General features: G+C 33.6%; 13 protein-coding genes and 1 pseudogene. 7 read left to right on the forward strand and 7 right to left on the reverse strand.

The window, feature by feature from the left end:
• Positions 1-48: 48 nt before the first annotated feature.
• The 6 genes and pseudogenes from nrdA to SP041_RS01630 form a co-directional block, all read right to left on the reverse strand.
• Entirely contained in the window at positions 49-2,319 is a 2,271-nt protein-coding gene (nrdA, locus tag SP041_RS01610; RefSeq protein WP_025564903.1) for a class 1a ribonucleoside-diphosphate reductase subunit alpha, read from the reverse strand.
• Between the two features lie 701 nt (positions 2,320-3,020).
• Entirely contained in the window at positions 3,021-3,227 is a 207-nt protein-coding gene (locus SP041_RS01615) for a YecH family metal-binding protein (protein WP_037049419.1), read from the reverse strand.
• A gap of 524 nt (positions 3,228-3,751) precedes the next feature.
• A complete protein-coding gene (locus tag SP041_RS01620) occupies positions 3,752-5,029 on the reverse strand; it encodes a dicarboxylate/amino acid:cation symporter (protein WP_025565892.1) in 1,278 nt (425 codons plus the stop codon).
• Positions 5,030-5,666: 637 nt separating this feature from the next.
• Entirely contained in the window at positions 5,667-5,879 is a 213-nt protein-coding gene (locus SP041_RS20965) for a DUF2061 domain-containing protein (RefSeq protein WP_205961153.1), read from the reverse strand.
• Between the two features lie 24 nt (positions 5,880-5,903).
• Positions 5,904-6,065, reverse strand: a pseudogene (locus tag SP041_RS20970) (DUF2061 domain-containing protein); the annotation flags it as partial.
• A gap of 670 nt (positions 6,066-6,735) precedes the next feature.
• Positions 6,736-7,599: a polysaccharide lyase family 7 protein gene (locus SP041_RS01630; protein WP_025565742.1), complete on the reverse strand. Its 864-nt coding sequence runs from the start codon at positions 7,597-7,599 to the stop codon at positions 6,736-6,738.
• Positions 7,600-8,912: 1,313 nt separating this feature from the next.
• Here SP041_RS01630 and SP041_RS01635 point away from each other — a divergent pair.
• Both SP041_RS01635 and SP041_RS01640 read left to right on the forward strand, forming a co-directional pair.
• The gene (locus SP041_RS01635; RefSeq protein WP_025565743.1) at positions 8,913-9,965 is read left to right on the forward strand and encodes an MBL fold metallo-hydrolase; all 1,053 of its coding nucleotides are present in this window, start codon (positions 8,913-8,915) and stop codon (positions 9,963-9,965) included.
• A gap of 153 nt (positions 9,966-10,118) precedes the next feature.
• The gene (locus SP041_RS01640) at positions 10,119-11,024 is read left to right on the forward strand and encodes a hypothetical protein (RefSeq protein WP_025565744.1); all 906 of its coding nucleotides are present in this window, start codon (positions 10,119-10,121) and stop codon (positions 11,022-11,024) included.
• A 468-nt stretch (positions 11,025-11,492) separates the two neighbouring features.
• On the opposite strand, the gene SP041_RS01645 is transcribed toward SP041_RS01640, so the two are convergent.
• Positions 11,493-11,840, reverse strand: coding sequence for a thioredoxin family protein (locus SP041_RS01645; RefSeq protein WP_025564753.1), 348 nt, complete (start codon positions 11,838-11,840; stop codon positions 11,493-11,495).
• A gap of 333 nt (positions 11,841-12,173) precedes the next feature.
• On the opposite strand from SP041_RS01645, the gene SP041_RS01650 reads away from it, so the two are divergent.
• The 5 genes from SP041_RS01650 to ykgO all read left to right on the forward strand — a co-directional run bounded on the left by SP041_RS01650 (position 12,174) and on the right by ykgO (position 14,605).
• On the forward strand, positions 12,174-12,569 hold the full coding sequence (locus SP041_RS01650; RefSeq protein ID WP_025564752.1) for a hypothetical protein: 396 nt from the start codon (positions 12,174-12,176) through the stop codon (positions 12,567-12,569).
• A 272-nt stretch (positions 12,570-12,841) separates the two neighbouring features.
• A complete protein-coding gene (locus SP041_RS01655; RefSeq protein ID WP_025564751.1) occupies positions 12,842-13,030 on the forward strand; it encodes a hypothetical protein in 189 nt (62 codons plus the stop codon).
• A gap of 240 nt (positions 13,031-13,270) precedes the next feature.
• Entirely contained in the window at positions 13,271-13,579 is a 309-nt protein-coding gene (locus SP041_RS01660) for a hypothetical protein (RefSeq protein WP_025564750.1), read from the forward strand.
• Positions 13,580-14,213: 634 nt separating this feature from the next.
• Positions 14,214-14,465 (forward strand): type B 50S ribosomal protein L31, encoded by a 252-nt coding sequence (locus tag SP041_RS01665; protein ID WP_025562423.1) that lies wholly within the window; start codon positions 14,214-14,216, stop codon positions 14,463-14,465.
• Positions 14,465-14,605 (forward strand): type B 50S ribosomal protein L36, encoded by a 141-nt coding sequence (gene ykgO, locus SP041_RS01670; RefSeq protein ID WP_025562424.1) that lies wholly within the window; start codon positions 14,465-14,467, stop codon positions 14,603-14,605. The genes SP041_RS01665 and ykgO overlap by 1 nt, the downstream gene beginning before the upstream one ends.
• The last annotated feature ends 48 nt before the right edge of the window (positions 14,606-14,653 follow it).

Below are 14,653 nucleotides of genomic sequence, written 5' to 3' on the forward strand. Positions count from 1 at the left end.
CTAAACACATCCCTTTTATTAACTTACTATGTTGTTAACGGCTGAAATTTATATCTTACAAGCACCGCCAGCACAACTGTCATCTTCAAACACTTTTTCATCATCAGCACCGTCACGAGTGTTATGGTAATAAAGTGTTTTTAAGCCCATTTTATAAGCCATTAACAGATCTTTAAGTAAGATTGTCATTGGTACTTTACCGTCATCAAAACGTTTAGGGTCGTAGTTCGTATTTGCTGAGATAGCTTGGTCGACAAACTTTTGCATAATACCAACAAGTTCCAAGTAACCTTTATTATTTGGAATACTCCATAATAACTCATAGTTATTTTTGTATTTATTAAATTCAGGTACTACCTGTTTTAAAATACCGTCTTTACTTGCTTTAATACTGATGAAACCACGTGGTGGTTCAATACCGTTAGTCGCATTTGAAATCTGACTTGATGTTTCAGAAGGCATCAATGCTGATAACGTTGAGTTACGTAAACCATCTTTAACGATATCTGCACGTAACGTTTCCCAGTCTAAATGATACTCTTCATCACAAATTGCATCTAAAGATTTTTTGTACGTATCTAACGGTAGAATACCTTTTGCATAATTAGTTTCATTAAACTTAGGACATGCACCACGCTCTTTGGCTAACTTGTTTGATGCTTTCAATAAGTAGAATTGAATCGCTTCAAAGGTTTTATGCGTTAAATTGTTAGCACTACCGTCTGAGTATTTTACGCCATTTTTAGCTAAGTAATAAGCGTAGTTGATAACACCTATACCTAACGTACGGCGATTCATGCTGCTTTTTTCTGCTGCGATGATTGGGTAATCTTGGTAATCCAACAAGTTATCTAATGCACGTACAGCAAGTTCAGACAACACTTCAATTTCATCTAATGACTCAATCGCACCTAAGTTGATTGCAGATAAAGTACATAAAGCGATTTCGCCTTCTTCATCTTTAATATGTGTAAGTGGTTTCGTCGGTAACGCTATTTCTAAACACAAGTTACTTTGGCGAACCGGTGCAACTTTGCTGTCAAATGGACTGTGCGTATTACAGTGATCAACATTTTGAATGTAAATACGTCCAGTACTTGCACGTTCTTGCATTAACAGTGAGAACAATCTTACTGCTGGAATCGAGCTTTGACGGATTGACTCATCACCTTCGTAAAGGTGGTATAAACGTTCGAATTCATCTTGATCTTCAAAGAACGCATCATACATTCCCGGCGTATCAGAAGGGCTGAATAAGGTAATGTCTTTTTTGTCGATTAAACGTTGGTAGAATAAACGACCTAATTGCACACCATAATCAAGGTGACGAACACGGTTAGAGTCAATACCACGGTTATTTTTCAATACTAATAGCGATTCAACTTCTAAATGCCAGATAGGGTAGAAGACCGTTGCTGCGCCACCACGAACACCACCTTGTGAACAAGATTTAACCGCTGTTTGGAAATGTTTATAAAATGGAATACACCCCGTATGATAAGCTTCGCCACCACGAATGTTACTACCCATTGCGCGAATACGACCTGCATTAATACCGATACCAGCACGTTGCGATACATATTTAACAATTGCACTTGATGTTGCATTGATTGAATCTAAGCTATCGTCTGCTTCAATTAATACACATGAACTGAATTGACGTGTTGGAGTACGAACACCAGACATAATAGGTGTTGGTAATGAGATTTTAAATTGAGAAGTCGCATCGTAAAAACGTTTTACATAATCTAAACGTACGTCTTTATCGTAATCAGCAAATAAACAAGCTGATACTAAAAGGTATAAGAATTGCGCACTTTCATAAATCTCACCCGTGACACGGTTTTGGATAAGGTACTTACCCTCTAACTGTTTTACGGCAGCGTATGAAAAGTTTAAATCACGTTTGTGATCGATAAACTTATTCATCTCTTCAAATTCTTGCTTGGTATAATCTTCTAGTAAATGTGCATCATATTTACCTTTAGTGACCATTTTGCTTACGTGCTCAAACACACTTGGTGGTGTAAAACGTTGATATGCACGTTTGCGTAAGTGGAATACGGCTAAATGCGCTGCTAAATATTGATAATCAGGCGATTCTTCTGAGATTAAATCGGCTGCTGCTTTGATAATAGTTTCATGAATATCATCAGTACGAATGCCATCATAAAACTGAATGTGTGAGTTCAACTCTACCTGTGAAACTGAAACGTTGTTTAGACCTTCCGCTGCCCACGTGATGACGCGATGGATTTTGTCAAGATCTATAGGTTCTTTTTTACCATTTCGTTTAGTAACAGATAGGTTTTTGTTCATTATTTTGCCTTTATCAAAAAACGCCAATAACTATTTTATTAAAAACAAATAGTTATTCGCGCTAGTGTGAATTGTTTAATTAAAACACAAGATGTAGTGTTGATTTTAAAAAAGAGACACAAGATAACGTTTTTTAGAATAATTTCAAGGGATAACTTTTACTAAATTAGTGGATAAAATTGTGGACAAATTGGCATGCTTTCCTACGGTTAGTAGTTACTAACAAAATGCTGTAAGTGAGGTCTGTTTTATACAAATTGCAATAACTATTTTAGTTTTTTTTTTACCTCTAAATTGCTTTCTATATAAACAAAAGTTTTTTAAAATTTATTTTTTAATGTCTCAATTTGAGAGAGTCATGTGGTTTAGTGTTATTGATATAACCTATCAATTTTTCTTTTAAATAATGAACTTCCGATGTGAGCGTATTAGTAACTGTACTTGATTACTCTTACTTTATATTTTTGATCTGATTTTACTCTATCAATTCTATTTTTTAAGTATGAATGAATCATCTTATTATTTTGTCATTTAAGTTATTTATCGATCACTACTTACTTTTTTATATATGCCCGTTACCGTTTAAGGTGCTTTGTGCAGTCGTTAGCTTGGACTTTAAATCAAGGCGCAACATGATAACAATGGTGAGTCCTGATCGAAGGTTGAAACGCAGAGTTAGTTTTTAAGCTAGGTAGATTAATTCAATAAGTAGACTCTACAAATTTCCCTTTAGATTTTAAAAAATCTATGAGTTGATCAACCGTTAAATCACTCCCCATACAAGTATGAAAGCGAGCACTATCCCCAAAGGTCTTTAAAATCATTGCCTTCAATGTTTGTTTTGTATAAGCCTTGCCAGACTTTTCAAGTATTTCTATTACTTGATGTCCGTGAATTGATTGATTCATCTTTTGTTCTCTCCAAGCGAGTTTAATTGGAAAACACTATAACCAACTATTTTATTTTCTAGTTGATACAAAACAATATTCACTTGTAAATTTAACTTTGTTACAACTTGATAAATATAAATATAAATATAAATATAAATATAAATATAAATATAAATAGTAGTTGTAGTGGTTTGAATTATTGCAGAGCAAAAAAAGAAGGGGTGCCGTGATGCTTTTCGATGGAAGGTCTTAATAATACCAAAAGAATTAATAAGGTGATCATTTTTGCTGGTTAAAATTACCCCTAACTGCGTTGTGAGTTTTGAAGTGAGAACAACTATCTTCTACAACTCACGCTTTATTAGTGTTAATTTTTCCTGCGCAATCTCTGATCACTTATTTAATTCCATTGGTATAAGTAAATGTTTTGTAATAAAAACGCCACTGGTTAAAGTGGCGTCTATTCTTTATTAAAAGCGAACGTTTTACAGGTTAGCTTTTTACAGATACGTGTTCTAAAGGTAACTGTTTAAATATAAAGGTTATGCTGTTTCTTCAAGTGTTTTCTTACCGTCGAAGATGTCTTTATCAAGCTCACCTTCACTTTTAGCAACTAATAATGAAACCATCATGTCACCACAAATATTAACTGTTGTACGTGCCATATCAAGAATACGGTCAATACCAGCAACAATTGCTAAGCCTTCAAGTGGAAGACCAACTGTTGTTAATACTAATGAAAGCATTATTAAGCCAGCACCAGGGACACCAGCAGTACCGACAGAAGCTAACGTTGCGGTTAAAATGATAGTAACGTAATCAGAAGCTGCAAGGTCGACACCAAATGCTTGTGCAATAAATAGCGCACAAACACCTTGATATAAAGCTGTTCCATCCATGTTGATCGTTGCACCTAAAGGCAATACAAAACTTGAAACACCTTTAGAAACGCCTAACTCTTCACGAGAAGCTTTAATCGTCGCTGGGAGCGTACCTGAGCTACTTGTTGTCGTAAACGCAACAGCCGCTGGGTTCATTAAACTTTTTAAGTAACGTATCGGGTTTAAACGACCTAAAATACTGATCATGCCACTGTAAAATACAACAACGTGAATTATCGCACCTAAGTAAACAACAGCGATTACTTTTACTAGTGGTAGTAGTACATCCGCTCCGTATTTACCTGAAACCCAAGCCATTAGGCCAAATACACCATAAGGTGCAAGTTTCATTACTAGCTCAGTTAATTTATACATTGCTTCAGCAAGGCTTTCAAAAAGCTTAATGGCTGGATTACCTTTTTCACCCACTAATACCAGTGAAACACCTAAACCAATAGCAAATACGATAATTTGTAATATATTACCTGCAGCAAGCGCGCCGACTGGATTCTTAGGGATCATGTTAAGTAATGTTTGTACTAAAGTAGGCGCATTTGGTATTTCTGCATCAGCAGTCATTGCAACCATGTCTAAGCCTGCACCTGGTGTAAAAATGGTAGCAAGACCAAGACCAATAGTAATCGCGACAGCGGTTGTTCCTAAATAAAGTACAATCGCTTTAAGACCAATCCGTCCCATTTTGCTGGTATCTTGCATTGAAGTAATACCAACAATAAGGGAGAAAAAAACCAGCGGGACAATTAGCATTTTAATTGCGTTAATGAAAAGCGTACCTAACGGTTTAAAAATCTCTGCATCGGGGCCCATCCAAGTACCCGCGATAACACCCAGAATCATCCCAATAAGAATTTTCTTCCATAGTTCTAAGCGAGTCCATGCTCCAGCAGATTGAGTTGAGTTTTTTTTGTTGTTGTTCATTACAAGTCTCTAAAAGTTGTTAAAAGTGATGAAAAATGACGTTTTAAATCATCCAAATTGTAAAGGGATGACATCATAGTCACTTGGCTTGTGAATTGATATAGATTGGTTTTTATTTGATTTATGAAAATAAAATCTGATGTTGCAATTATTCAAAAGAATAGAGGTTGGTAAAATTGTTATGTGAAGGGTGATGAATAACCGGTGTTATGTAAAAAGGCTGATTGCAGAAAGGAAATGAAGGAGATGATAACGTTATAGCTTAGATGTTAATAAGAAAGTAATGATCATTACTTTATCCATTACTTTTTCTTACTCCTGCTCCTGTCAATAAAGCCCTGTCAATAAAACTGTTTACCTAGTTTTGTTCATTGAGCTTCTTATTACATTTATAGTCCCCCCCAAAAAAAGGGAGGGAGTTTATTCGTTACAATCAGCGGGGGGCTGTTTTAACTATAATGGTACTTATACCAAAAGAATTAATAAGGAGATCATTCTTGCTGGTTAAAATCACCCCTAACTGCGTTGTGATTTTTGAAGTGAGAACAACTATCTCCTACAACTCACGCCTTATTAGTGTTAATTTTTCCAGCGCAATCTCTGATCACTTATTTAATTCCATTGGTATTATTTCAAATTAAGCGTAAGCCGTTTGCTCTGCTTCATATTCATTGTTCTGTTTTTTCTCATCCCACGCTTTTTCGTGGAAGAAGTAAGCAAAAGAGTTAATAGTAGGTTCAATTGCGGCCATTAAACCACCTAAGAAAGCATCACCAGTTAAAGCATAGGTTACAATGAAGGCAACATTAAAGTGAATAACTGCAAAGCTCATTGTTTTTACCTTTGTCATTGATGCGCGTTGCTTAAGGAAAGGCACATGTTGCCAAACTTTCTCGTGGAAATAAAAAGCAACGGTATTAACTGCGGGTTCAATGATAGCGATCAAGCTGCCTAATAAAAAATCTCCTGTTAAAGCAAAAGCAAGTAACGTTGCGATACTGAAGTGGATAACTGCAAAAGTGATTGTTTTTATCATAATATTGGTCTCGTATTAAGGTCTCTGTGTTTGTGTGAGTATTATTGATAATTGTTATCATTAAGTAAAATGGGAAGTTTCTATTCTATTGATAGGTATTTTTGATTGTTATTGGCTTTTTTGATAGCTTTTGTGTTTTTTTTAAGGGGAGGTGATTTTGTTGTTTTTTAAATGATGATGAGCTAATCCTTTAAAATGAATGCTTTTTATTGACTGGTGATAAGATAGTAAGTGCATTATTAGCCTATATTTGGCTATTGAATGAGATATAAAATAGTTGCAGCACTATATAAATAGTATGTTATACCAAAAGAATTAATAAGGTGATCATTCTTGCTGGTTAAAATTACCCCTAACTGCGTTGTGAGTTTTGAAGTGAGAACAACTATCTCCTACAACTCACGCCTTATTAGTGTTAATTTTTCCTGCGCAATCTCTGATCACTTATTTAATTCCATTGGTATTAGTTATTCTAAAGAGTGGGTTAAACGGTTTAAATTACCTTTAGCTTGTACTTAAATATCATTTTTTAGCTATGGTATTAGTATTGTTATTTAATAAAATTGTCATTTTAAAGCCATAATAAATAAGAGATCTATCAACAGACTGGTACGTACTCTTATTCATTATGGGTTTACAAGGATATTCTATTTTAACTTTTTAAGGTTAATTAGTCATTAACATGAAATGTTAGAGACTTGTATCTCACGACTGCTTTACCTGCATCTTGTATATAAGCACCGGTTTTAAAGTAGAAACCATAATCAGGCCAGTCGCTATCAATAACATGATCACCGCTACTATTAGTATGTTCTTTTTCAGAACTACTACAATTTGAAGCTGTATATTCTCCACTATTAGCGCACATTAATGTTCCACGTTCACCATCTAATAGCATTTTAACGACACCTTCTTTTACTCGAACATAGAAAGATCTATTCTTTTTTGGGTTAACTGTTGCTTCTCCATCTTCATCTAACCAACGATATGTATCATATTCGGCATCACATGAATCTTTATCACAAGCAGATAATCTTAATTTAGCTTCATAGAACTTAGTACCGTTTTCAACAATTTGAGCGATTCGCATTAAAGGCGCACCGATATTTTTGCTATCTTCATGATGGACTTGAAGTACTGTTACTTCATCTAAGCCAGATGACGTTGAAGAAACTCTAATAGTACCTTGCATACGATTCGCATCTGAACTGGAAAATTCTGTTAAATGGCGAAACTCAGTACGTGATGATGCATTACCTTCATGGGTAATTTGCATGTAGTTTTTGCCACTTGGCACTTTAAAGTCACTAGTAACGTAACCATCAAATGAAAGATCTGGATCGCTAGAGCTCGCATCTGCAAGTTTAGTTGAACCATCAGGAGAAGTAAGTTTGACTTGATCTAAAGCTGATTGGAATGGTGTGTTACCCCAACTATTTTCATAATTATATGGTGCTGTGTCAGCAGCAAATGCACTGTAACTTAGTACAGACATCGCAACAATGATTGATTTTCTCAATGATGTTTTTTTCATACAACAACTTCCTTAATTTTAAAATGCTATTCATTAGTTGTAATAAAACAATAAAAGCTTTTATTAATTTCAGCTTAAAATCTTATTTAAATGCAACTATCCATGTTTAAAAAGCGATTATCTAAATCGTTAAATAATGACCAAATAAAAATAATTTATAATTAAATTTTTAAGCCCTTTACGTTCGATTCAAATAGAAAGTAACACGTTAAATTTTATTAAATTTATACTTAAAACAATTATGATAAGTGAGTCTCAATAAATTAAAGTCAAAAAATAGCCAACTAATAATAGCTCGTATATTGTAGTCTTGTAGGTTTAAATATATTTGATGAAGATAATTGCATAATTATGGAGGTATTATAAAAATTGTTTTTTATAAGCTTTTTTGTGGTTTTTAATGCTTTTATGCCTGTTTTTTAAGGTTTTTTGTTGATTTCTATATTATTGAACAATAAAATAAATGTAATAATAGTATTACAATTTAATTTCAAGGTTGTGTTTTTTGTGATGTTTTTGTGTTGTGGTAAGTTTGTGTCCTTGTTCTAAATTAATATAATAAATATAAATTTAGGTATTATATTAGATCGAATGAAAATTAAAAATAACATTCATTTTTAACATTGTATTTTTAAATAAAAGCATCGAACTTTTCTTTTTGTTTTACTTTTTTGTATTTGGACCAAGTAAAGTTGTTTAATTTTAATATCATTTTTAACGTAGTGATTCAGCTTCCCTAATTCCTTGGTTATCTAATTAATTATTCCTTTTTTATGTGCTCACATTTATCTTTTTATTCTCAATAAACAGTGTTTTTCTTTAAATTAGTTTTTATTAATCAATCAATGTCTCTGTAAAAAGTGTGCAGTTAGACTCTTGTGAACGATAAGTTATGCGGATTACATTAAATATGTTATCTAAATTTTGCACTGTAAAAATAATTCAATTCAGGCGTAAATTGAGCCGATAGACGATTAACTTCGTTAATCGTCTATCGGAGAATTAATCAAAAGATGTTAATTCCTTAATAGCAGTTTCCTTTGTGAAATTTACAACAAGGAAGTGGACTGTTTTAACAAGTAAAATAGATAAGCTATTAATTTTAACTCGTGGTTATTTTTGATATAGAATCGTTCTTAGTAGATCAAAATAATTAATACACAATATTTTTAATTTCCAATGTCTAGAGTATAACTTTTTGTCAATTATGATGGCTCGACGACAAACACTTTGCCATTAAGGTTTAGTGAGAATTTTTTCGTCCTTAAACTTATAAAAAAGCTGCATTAATCAATTACAACGGATGGTATTAGATGACTCAATTTATTAAATTTTTAAGCCTATTTCTATTGGCTTTTAGTATGAATGCTTTTGCACAAGATAAACAATGTATGGAGGTTAGCCTTACTGGCACGCACGGTGGCCCAGATGTTTATAAAGGGCTTGCTGGTGCTGGTACTTTAGTGAAAGTAGGAACAATCAATAATGGTTGTAGTGATATCTTTTTACAATTTGATGCTGGTAGAGGGACTGCATTAAGGCTTGCAGAGCTTGATGTGCACCCCAATATGCTTAATGCTGTTTTTCTGACGCATTTACATTCTGATCATACCGTTGGGTTAATTGATATTGCACAAACTCGCTGGCACAGTTTCTCTAAAAAACTTGATTTAGTTTGTAGTGAAGATGTAGAAGCTAGTGGTGTATTTTCTCGTGTAATGAGTTGTGAACAATTCGCTACTCATATTGCTGATGCAGCATTATATGCAGGTGAAATTACGCAAAGAATTTCTGAAAGTAAAAAACGTAATAAGAATGGACCTAATGATTTGATTAATTTCATGCCTGTCGCATTATCGAATGACCCTAAAGTCGTATGGCAGTCTGGTGAGGTTATTGTGAGTGCGATTGCTTCTTCGCATATTCCTGGTAATTTATCCTACCGAGTTGATTCTCCTGCTGGTTCTGTCGTTATTGGGGGAGATGCAGGCAATGAGAAGTTAACACCTCCAAGGGGTAGCTCTACTTCAAAAAATGTCGAATTACTGTCTAAAAATGCTGATATTTTAGTACATTCTACCATCCATCCATATATTGGTCCTACCTATGGTAGTACTTTTCCTGCGCCAATCTTTTATCGACAAAGCACCTCAACGGATCTCGGTGCATTAGCTAAACGAGCGAATGTTAGTCAGCTAATGTTAACGCATTTAGTTCCAGCTATCGGAGCTGAAAAGTTAGGACCGCATACTGTGCCGGGTGGCGCGCTAAGTGAAAAAGATTATTTAAAATCTACTCGGGAGAGTGGTTATAAAGGGAAGATCTATGTTGGTAAAGATTTAATGACAGTAAGGTTGCTGCAATAAGTCAATTTAATTGATTCTGCTTTATGATTATTGTGGCATGAGAAAACGATTGGTTAATATATTTTATAATGCTGATGAAATCATAAGAAATAAGAAAAAGTATAAGTGTTCTTGTAAGTGGTCAAATCAAGTTTATTTAATAAAGAGAGTTACATGAACAAAACTATGGCTTACAAAATAATACCATTCGCTATGTTATGTTTATCTATTAACGTATCTGCAGCAAATGTAGAAGTAGGTACTCGTGAATATAAAATCTTATTAAATCCGAGCTTATTTACTGGTCATGAATCAGTCAGAATGAGTAAAATAAATGATTACTGGAAAGTACTGAAAAACCTGATTGAAAAGGGCGCTTTAAAATCCAAGGCATCAGGTCGTTTAAACCTAGAAAAAAGCAGGACTGTTTCATTTTATGATGTGAAAGGCAGTTGTGACTTACTTAATGCTGGCTATAGTTTTCGAGAAAGAATTGAAGATAGTAAACGTAAGGTCACATTGAAATTTCGTAGCTCAGATCAATTACTTGCTAGTATACAAGATCTTAGCGGAACAAAGCCTAAGGCTAAAAGTAAATTTGAAGAGGATGTTGCAGTGCCTTTTATCAGTACCTATTCATCTTCGACTACACAAAAAATTGGAAAGGGTAAAAAATTGAATAAAATGGATGATCCTGTCCGTTTATACCCAGGCTTAAAAAATAAACTCTTTGATGAAAATTTAGCGATTGAGAAAGTAAGTGGTTTAACGGTAAGCGAATATGTCTATAAAAATACCGCTGTCAAAATAGGCAGTATAGACGAAATAGCCGCTTTGAATGCAGAGTTCACATTAACCTTATGGTACAACGAGTTAGTTAGTAAAACCCAAGCTATCGTTGCTGAGATATCTTTTAAATATAAAACTGATAATGAGCACTTTAATAGCAAAGTCGATACACGTGCAAAAGTGTTATTCACAATGATGCAAGAACACCCGCAGTTAGCCAATTGGAGCTCAATAAACTCACAGAGTAAGACCGCGGTGATTTATCAATATGATCGTCATTTTTGCCACTAAACTTATGATTTTTAATAACTTAAATGATTTAGTTTAGCAGGAAATTAAAGCCACTAAATAAGTCAATTAAACAGTTTTTATTACAGTCTCAAAGTAATACCAAAAGAATTAATAAGGTGATCATTCTTGCTGGTTAAAATCACCCCTAACTGCATTGTTATTTTTGAAGTGAGAACAACTATCTCCTACAACTCACGCCTTATTAGTGTTAATTTTTCCTGCGCAATCTCTGATCACTTATTTAATTCCATTGGTATAAACTCAAAGCTAAAACCACAGATGGCGATTTTCCTTACCTTTTGACATTTATAACGTTAGGTCTCTGAGATTTTTTTGGTAGAACTCTCTGATTGAATTCTTTAGTTTAGTTTTTGGTTTAACTTTTGGTTTAACTTTTGGTTTAACTTTTGGTTTAATTATTTGATTTAGTGATTGAGCTTAATTTTTTGGCTTAGTTATCTAATTTTGTTAGCTGATTTTTGACACTAGCTCACGTACTTCATCAGGTTGCAATGGCCTGACTAAACGAGCCACTTCATTGCCGTTTTGTAAAAGAATTAATGTTGGCCAAAGCTTCACCTTAAACATTCTACCCAATCGTTTACCTTTCCCGTCATAGATTTTTATATGAGATAGCTCTAAAGGTCCTGAAGGTAACGTCAACACTTCTTTTACAGCGGACTGCGCTGCCTGACAGTGACCACACCAAGGTGCACCGAACTCAAGTATCGTATTACCGGGTAGCTCACTAACTTGATCAAAAGTAATTGTTTCTTCTTCATAATCAGCTTTAAAGCGCATATTATTTGTTTCCATTCTATTTACTCCACGCTACAAATTATAAGTGTGCATAATGATGAGTTGCAGCACTTTCTTTACTTACAAAATATCTCATTAGGTTAAAAGAAGACAGCCGTTAATGTTTAAAAATTGAATATTACACAAGAGTAACATAGCGAATAAAAGCTGTAGTAAAGGTTCACGATGACAAAGTACCTTCAACGGCAATGTGTATATCAATCAATTTATGCAAACACTTATTCGTGTTTGATGTTAAATTGATAAAGTTTGTGTTTTAATTTGTGTTTTAATTTGTGTTTGATTAGTGAATTTAAAAACACAAAAAATTATTATAATTAAGGACACATTATGAAATTATTACCTGCATTAGTGCTTGGATTAAGCCTATACCCTGTCATTGGAGCAGCTGCTGAAGAAAATTTGAATTGTACAGATGTAGAAATGAATCAAGTGAGTTATTACTCTGTTGCTAGCATTACTAAAGAGCAAAGTGTTAGCGAAATTTACAAGCAGAAAATAGAACAATTAAAAGCATTCGGTAAAAAACATCAATTGAAACGTTTTAAAATATTGTCACATGATGTATCAACCAATCAAAATAGTTATATTCAGGGGGCATTTGAGCTGTCTATTTCAATGACATTTGAGAGTGCGTTTGATTATACTCTAGTAGATAAAATCCGTAGTGAGCTTCAATCAAACAGTATTTCAAGCAGTCGTATTTTAAGTTCTGTCTGTCAATAAAAAAAGATGATAAAGAACCTCATTTCTGGATAATCAAAGCGATACAATACCGCTATTTTCGTGGATTTCTGCGTTAAATCACCTCTCAATAAATCGTTATTGAGAGGTGATTCGCCTTGAACTACGTAATACTAATGTTATTGTATAATAAGAGATGTAACCTTATGATTTTAATGCAATTTATATTTAATTAACGAGAATAAAAGTTAAATAGTAAAGTGACTAAATTTATAATTCTTAATTAACAATCAACAGCTAATAAGGCCATGTTCATGACAATATTAATTATCCTAGGCGCGTTATTTTTGGCTCTAGTATTGATGGTGACGCTAGGTGAGCGCTTTGCCAAACCAGTAGATGAAAAGCAGCAAGCTAAATACAGTAAAATTTTACCTATATTAGTGTTCATCATGTTGCTCGTTGCATTTATTAAAGCAGGGTTTGAAAGCTCGTACTTTTAGCGAGGTCATTTAACTAAACTGCGCTGTCAATTTATAATATTAAACAATTGAATTAAAAAAACTCTCTTTATAAAGTGATTTTAGCCTTGTCGTTCTTAGATCAAGATAAGAATAAAACGAGATGATATTACGCGTTAAATATTTGGACTTGCTGCAATTTTTTGCTCAAGAAACATGTCTTATATACACTCATTTTAGAATTAGAGCGTAATAAGTAAATTTGAATCAAAGGAACATAAAATGAAAGTAACATGTCCAGGTTGCCAAGCTAAAATTAACGTTAAAGATATTAAGAATATTAAGAAGAAAGGCATTTACGTAGAGAAGCAATGTCCTTCTTGTCATGTTTGGTTTAGTTTAAATACAACACTTGCATTTGCTAAAATGCTAGGCGTTTCACTATTACTTGTTACTAGCTTACTTAATCTTTCTGGTACTAAAAGCGAATATAGCCTGTTATTTTCAAGTCTTGGTTTTGTAGGTGTTGTTGTTGCATTATTGGTCACTTTTTTCGGTAAAAATGAAACAGTGAAAAAGCCAAATAATTAACTAAATAATCTGTATTAAGTTGTCTTATTCTTCGTTCAATCTAGACAACTCTTTAACTAAGCCTTGCGGTCAAAGGGCGATAATCGTGAACTTACTGACTAGGGCATAATAGCGCGTCTTACATTGTTAATCGCAAAGTTCGATGTCTAGTCAGATAACCAACAGACTCACTAGTCTCTACAATTTATGAAGAGACTTCTTTCATTTAAGACCCTCCTATAGCAATAAAATCAAAAAGATTGATATCAAATCTTATTGAGGCGTTAGCATCTTATACCGATTACATTAAATAAGTGATCTAAATTTTGTGCAGGAAAAATGACTTAGTTTAAGGCATAAATTGAGCCTTTCGAAGATTAACTTCGTTAATCGTCTATCGGAGAATTAACCAAAGGATGTTAATTCTTTAATGGTTGTTTCCTTTACGAAATTTAAAACGAAGAAATAAGTTATTTTAACCAGTAAAATAGATCAGTTAATTAGTGTGATTGGTATTACTAGCATGAATAACATTTATACATCAGCTATCAACAAAGAGATCAGTTAAATACTAATGATAATAAGTATCATCTATATTGATCTACCTTCTTTTTATTGTTATGTTATAACGTAACAATAAAAAAGAGGATCAACAATGAAAGAAAATATTCACCCGGATTACCAAGAAGTTGTGTTTCATGACACAGCAGCAGAGGTTTATTTTGTGATTGGGTCAACCTTACAAACAGATAGAACGATAGAGTATGAAGGTAAGGTTTACCCTTATTTACCTATCGATATCTCGAGTGCATCACACCCTCAATACACTGGTAAGCAACGAGCGGCTAAACAGGAAGGGCAAATTGCTAAGTTCAATAATCGTTTTGGAAGCCTTAGGAGTAAATAATGAAGGTATTGAGTTCTTTAAAAAGTGCCAAAACACGCAGTTCAGACTGTCAAGTAGTTAAACGACGCGGGCGGACCTATGTTATTTGTAAATCAAATCCGAGGTTTAAGGCTGTGCAAGGCATGAAGAAAAAACGTTAATTTATTGATAGTTAGTTAGATAGATAGTTAGCTAGTTACTTGTTTAGT

Origin of the sequence: Psychromonas sp. SP041, from assembly GCF_000470315.2 — a bacterium.
Classification (GTDB): Bacteria; Pseudomonadota; Gammaproteobacteria; order Enterobacterales; family Psychromonadaceae; genus Psychromonas.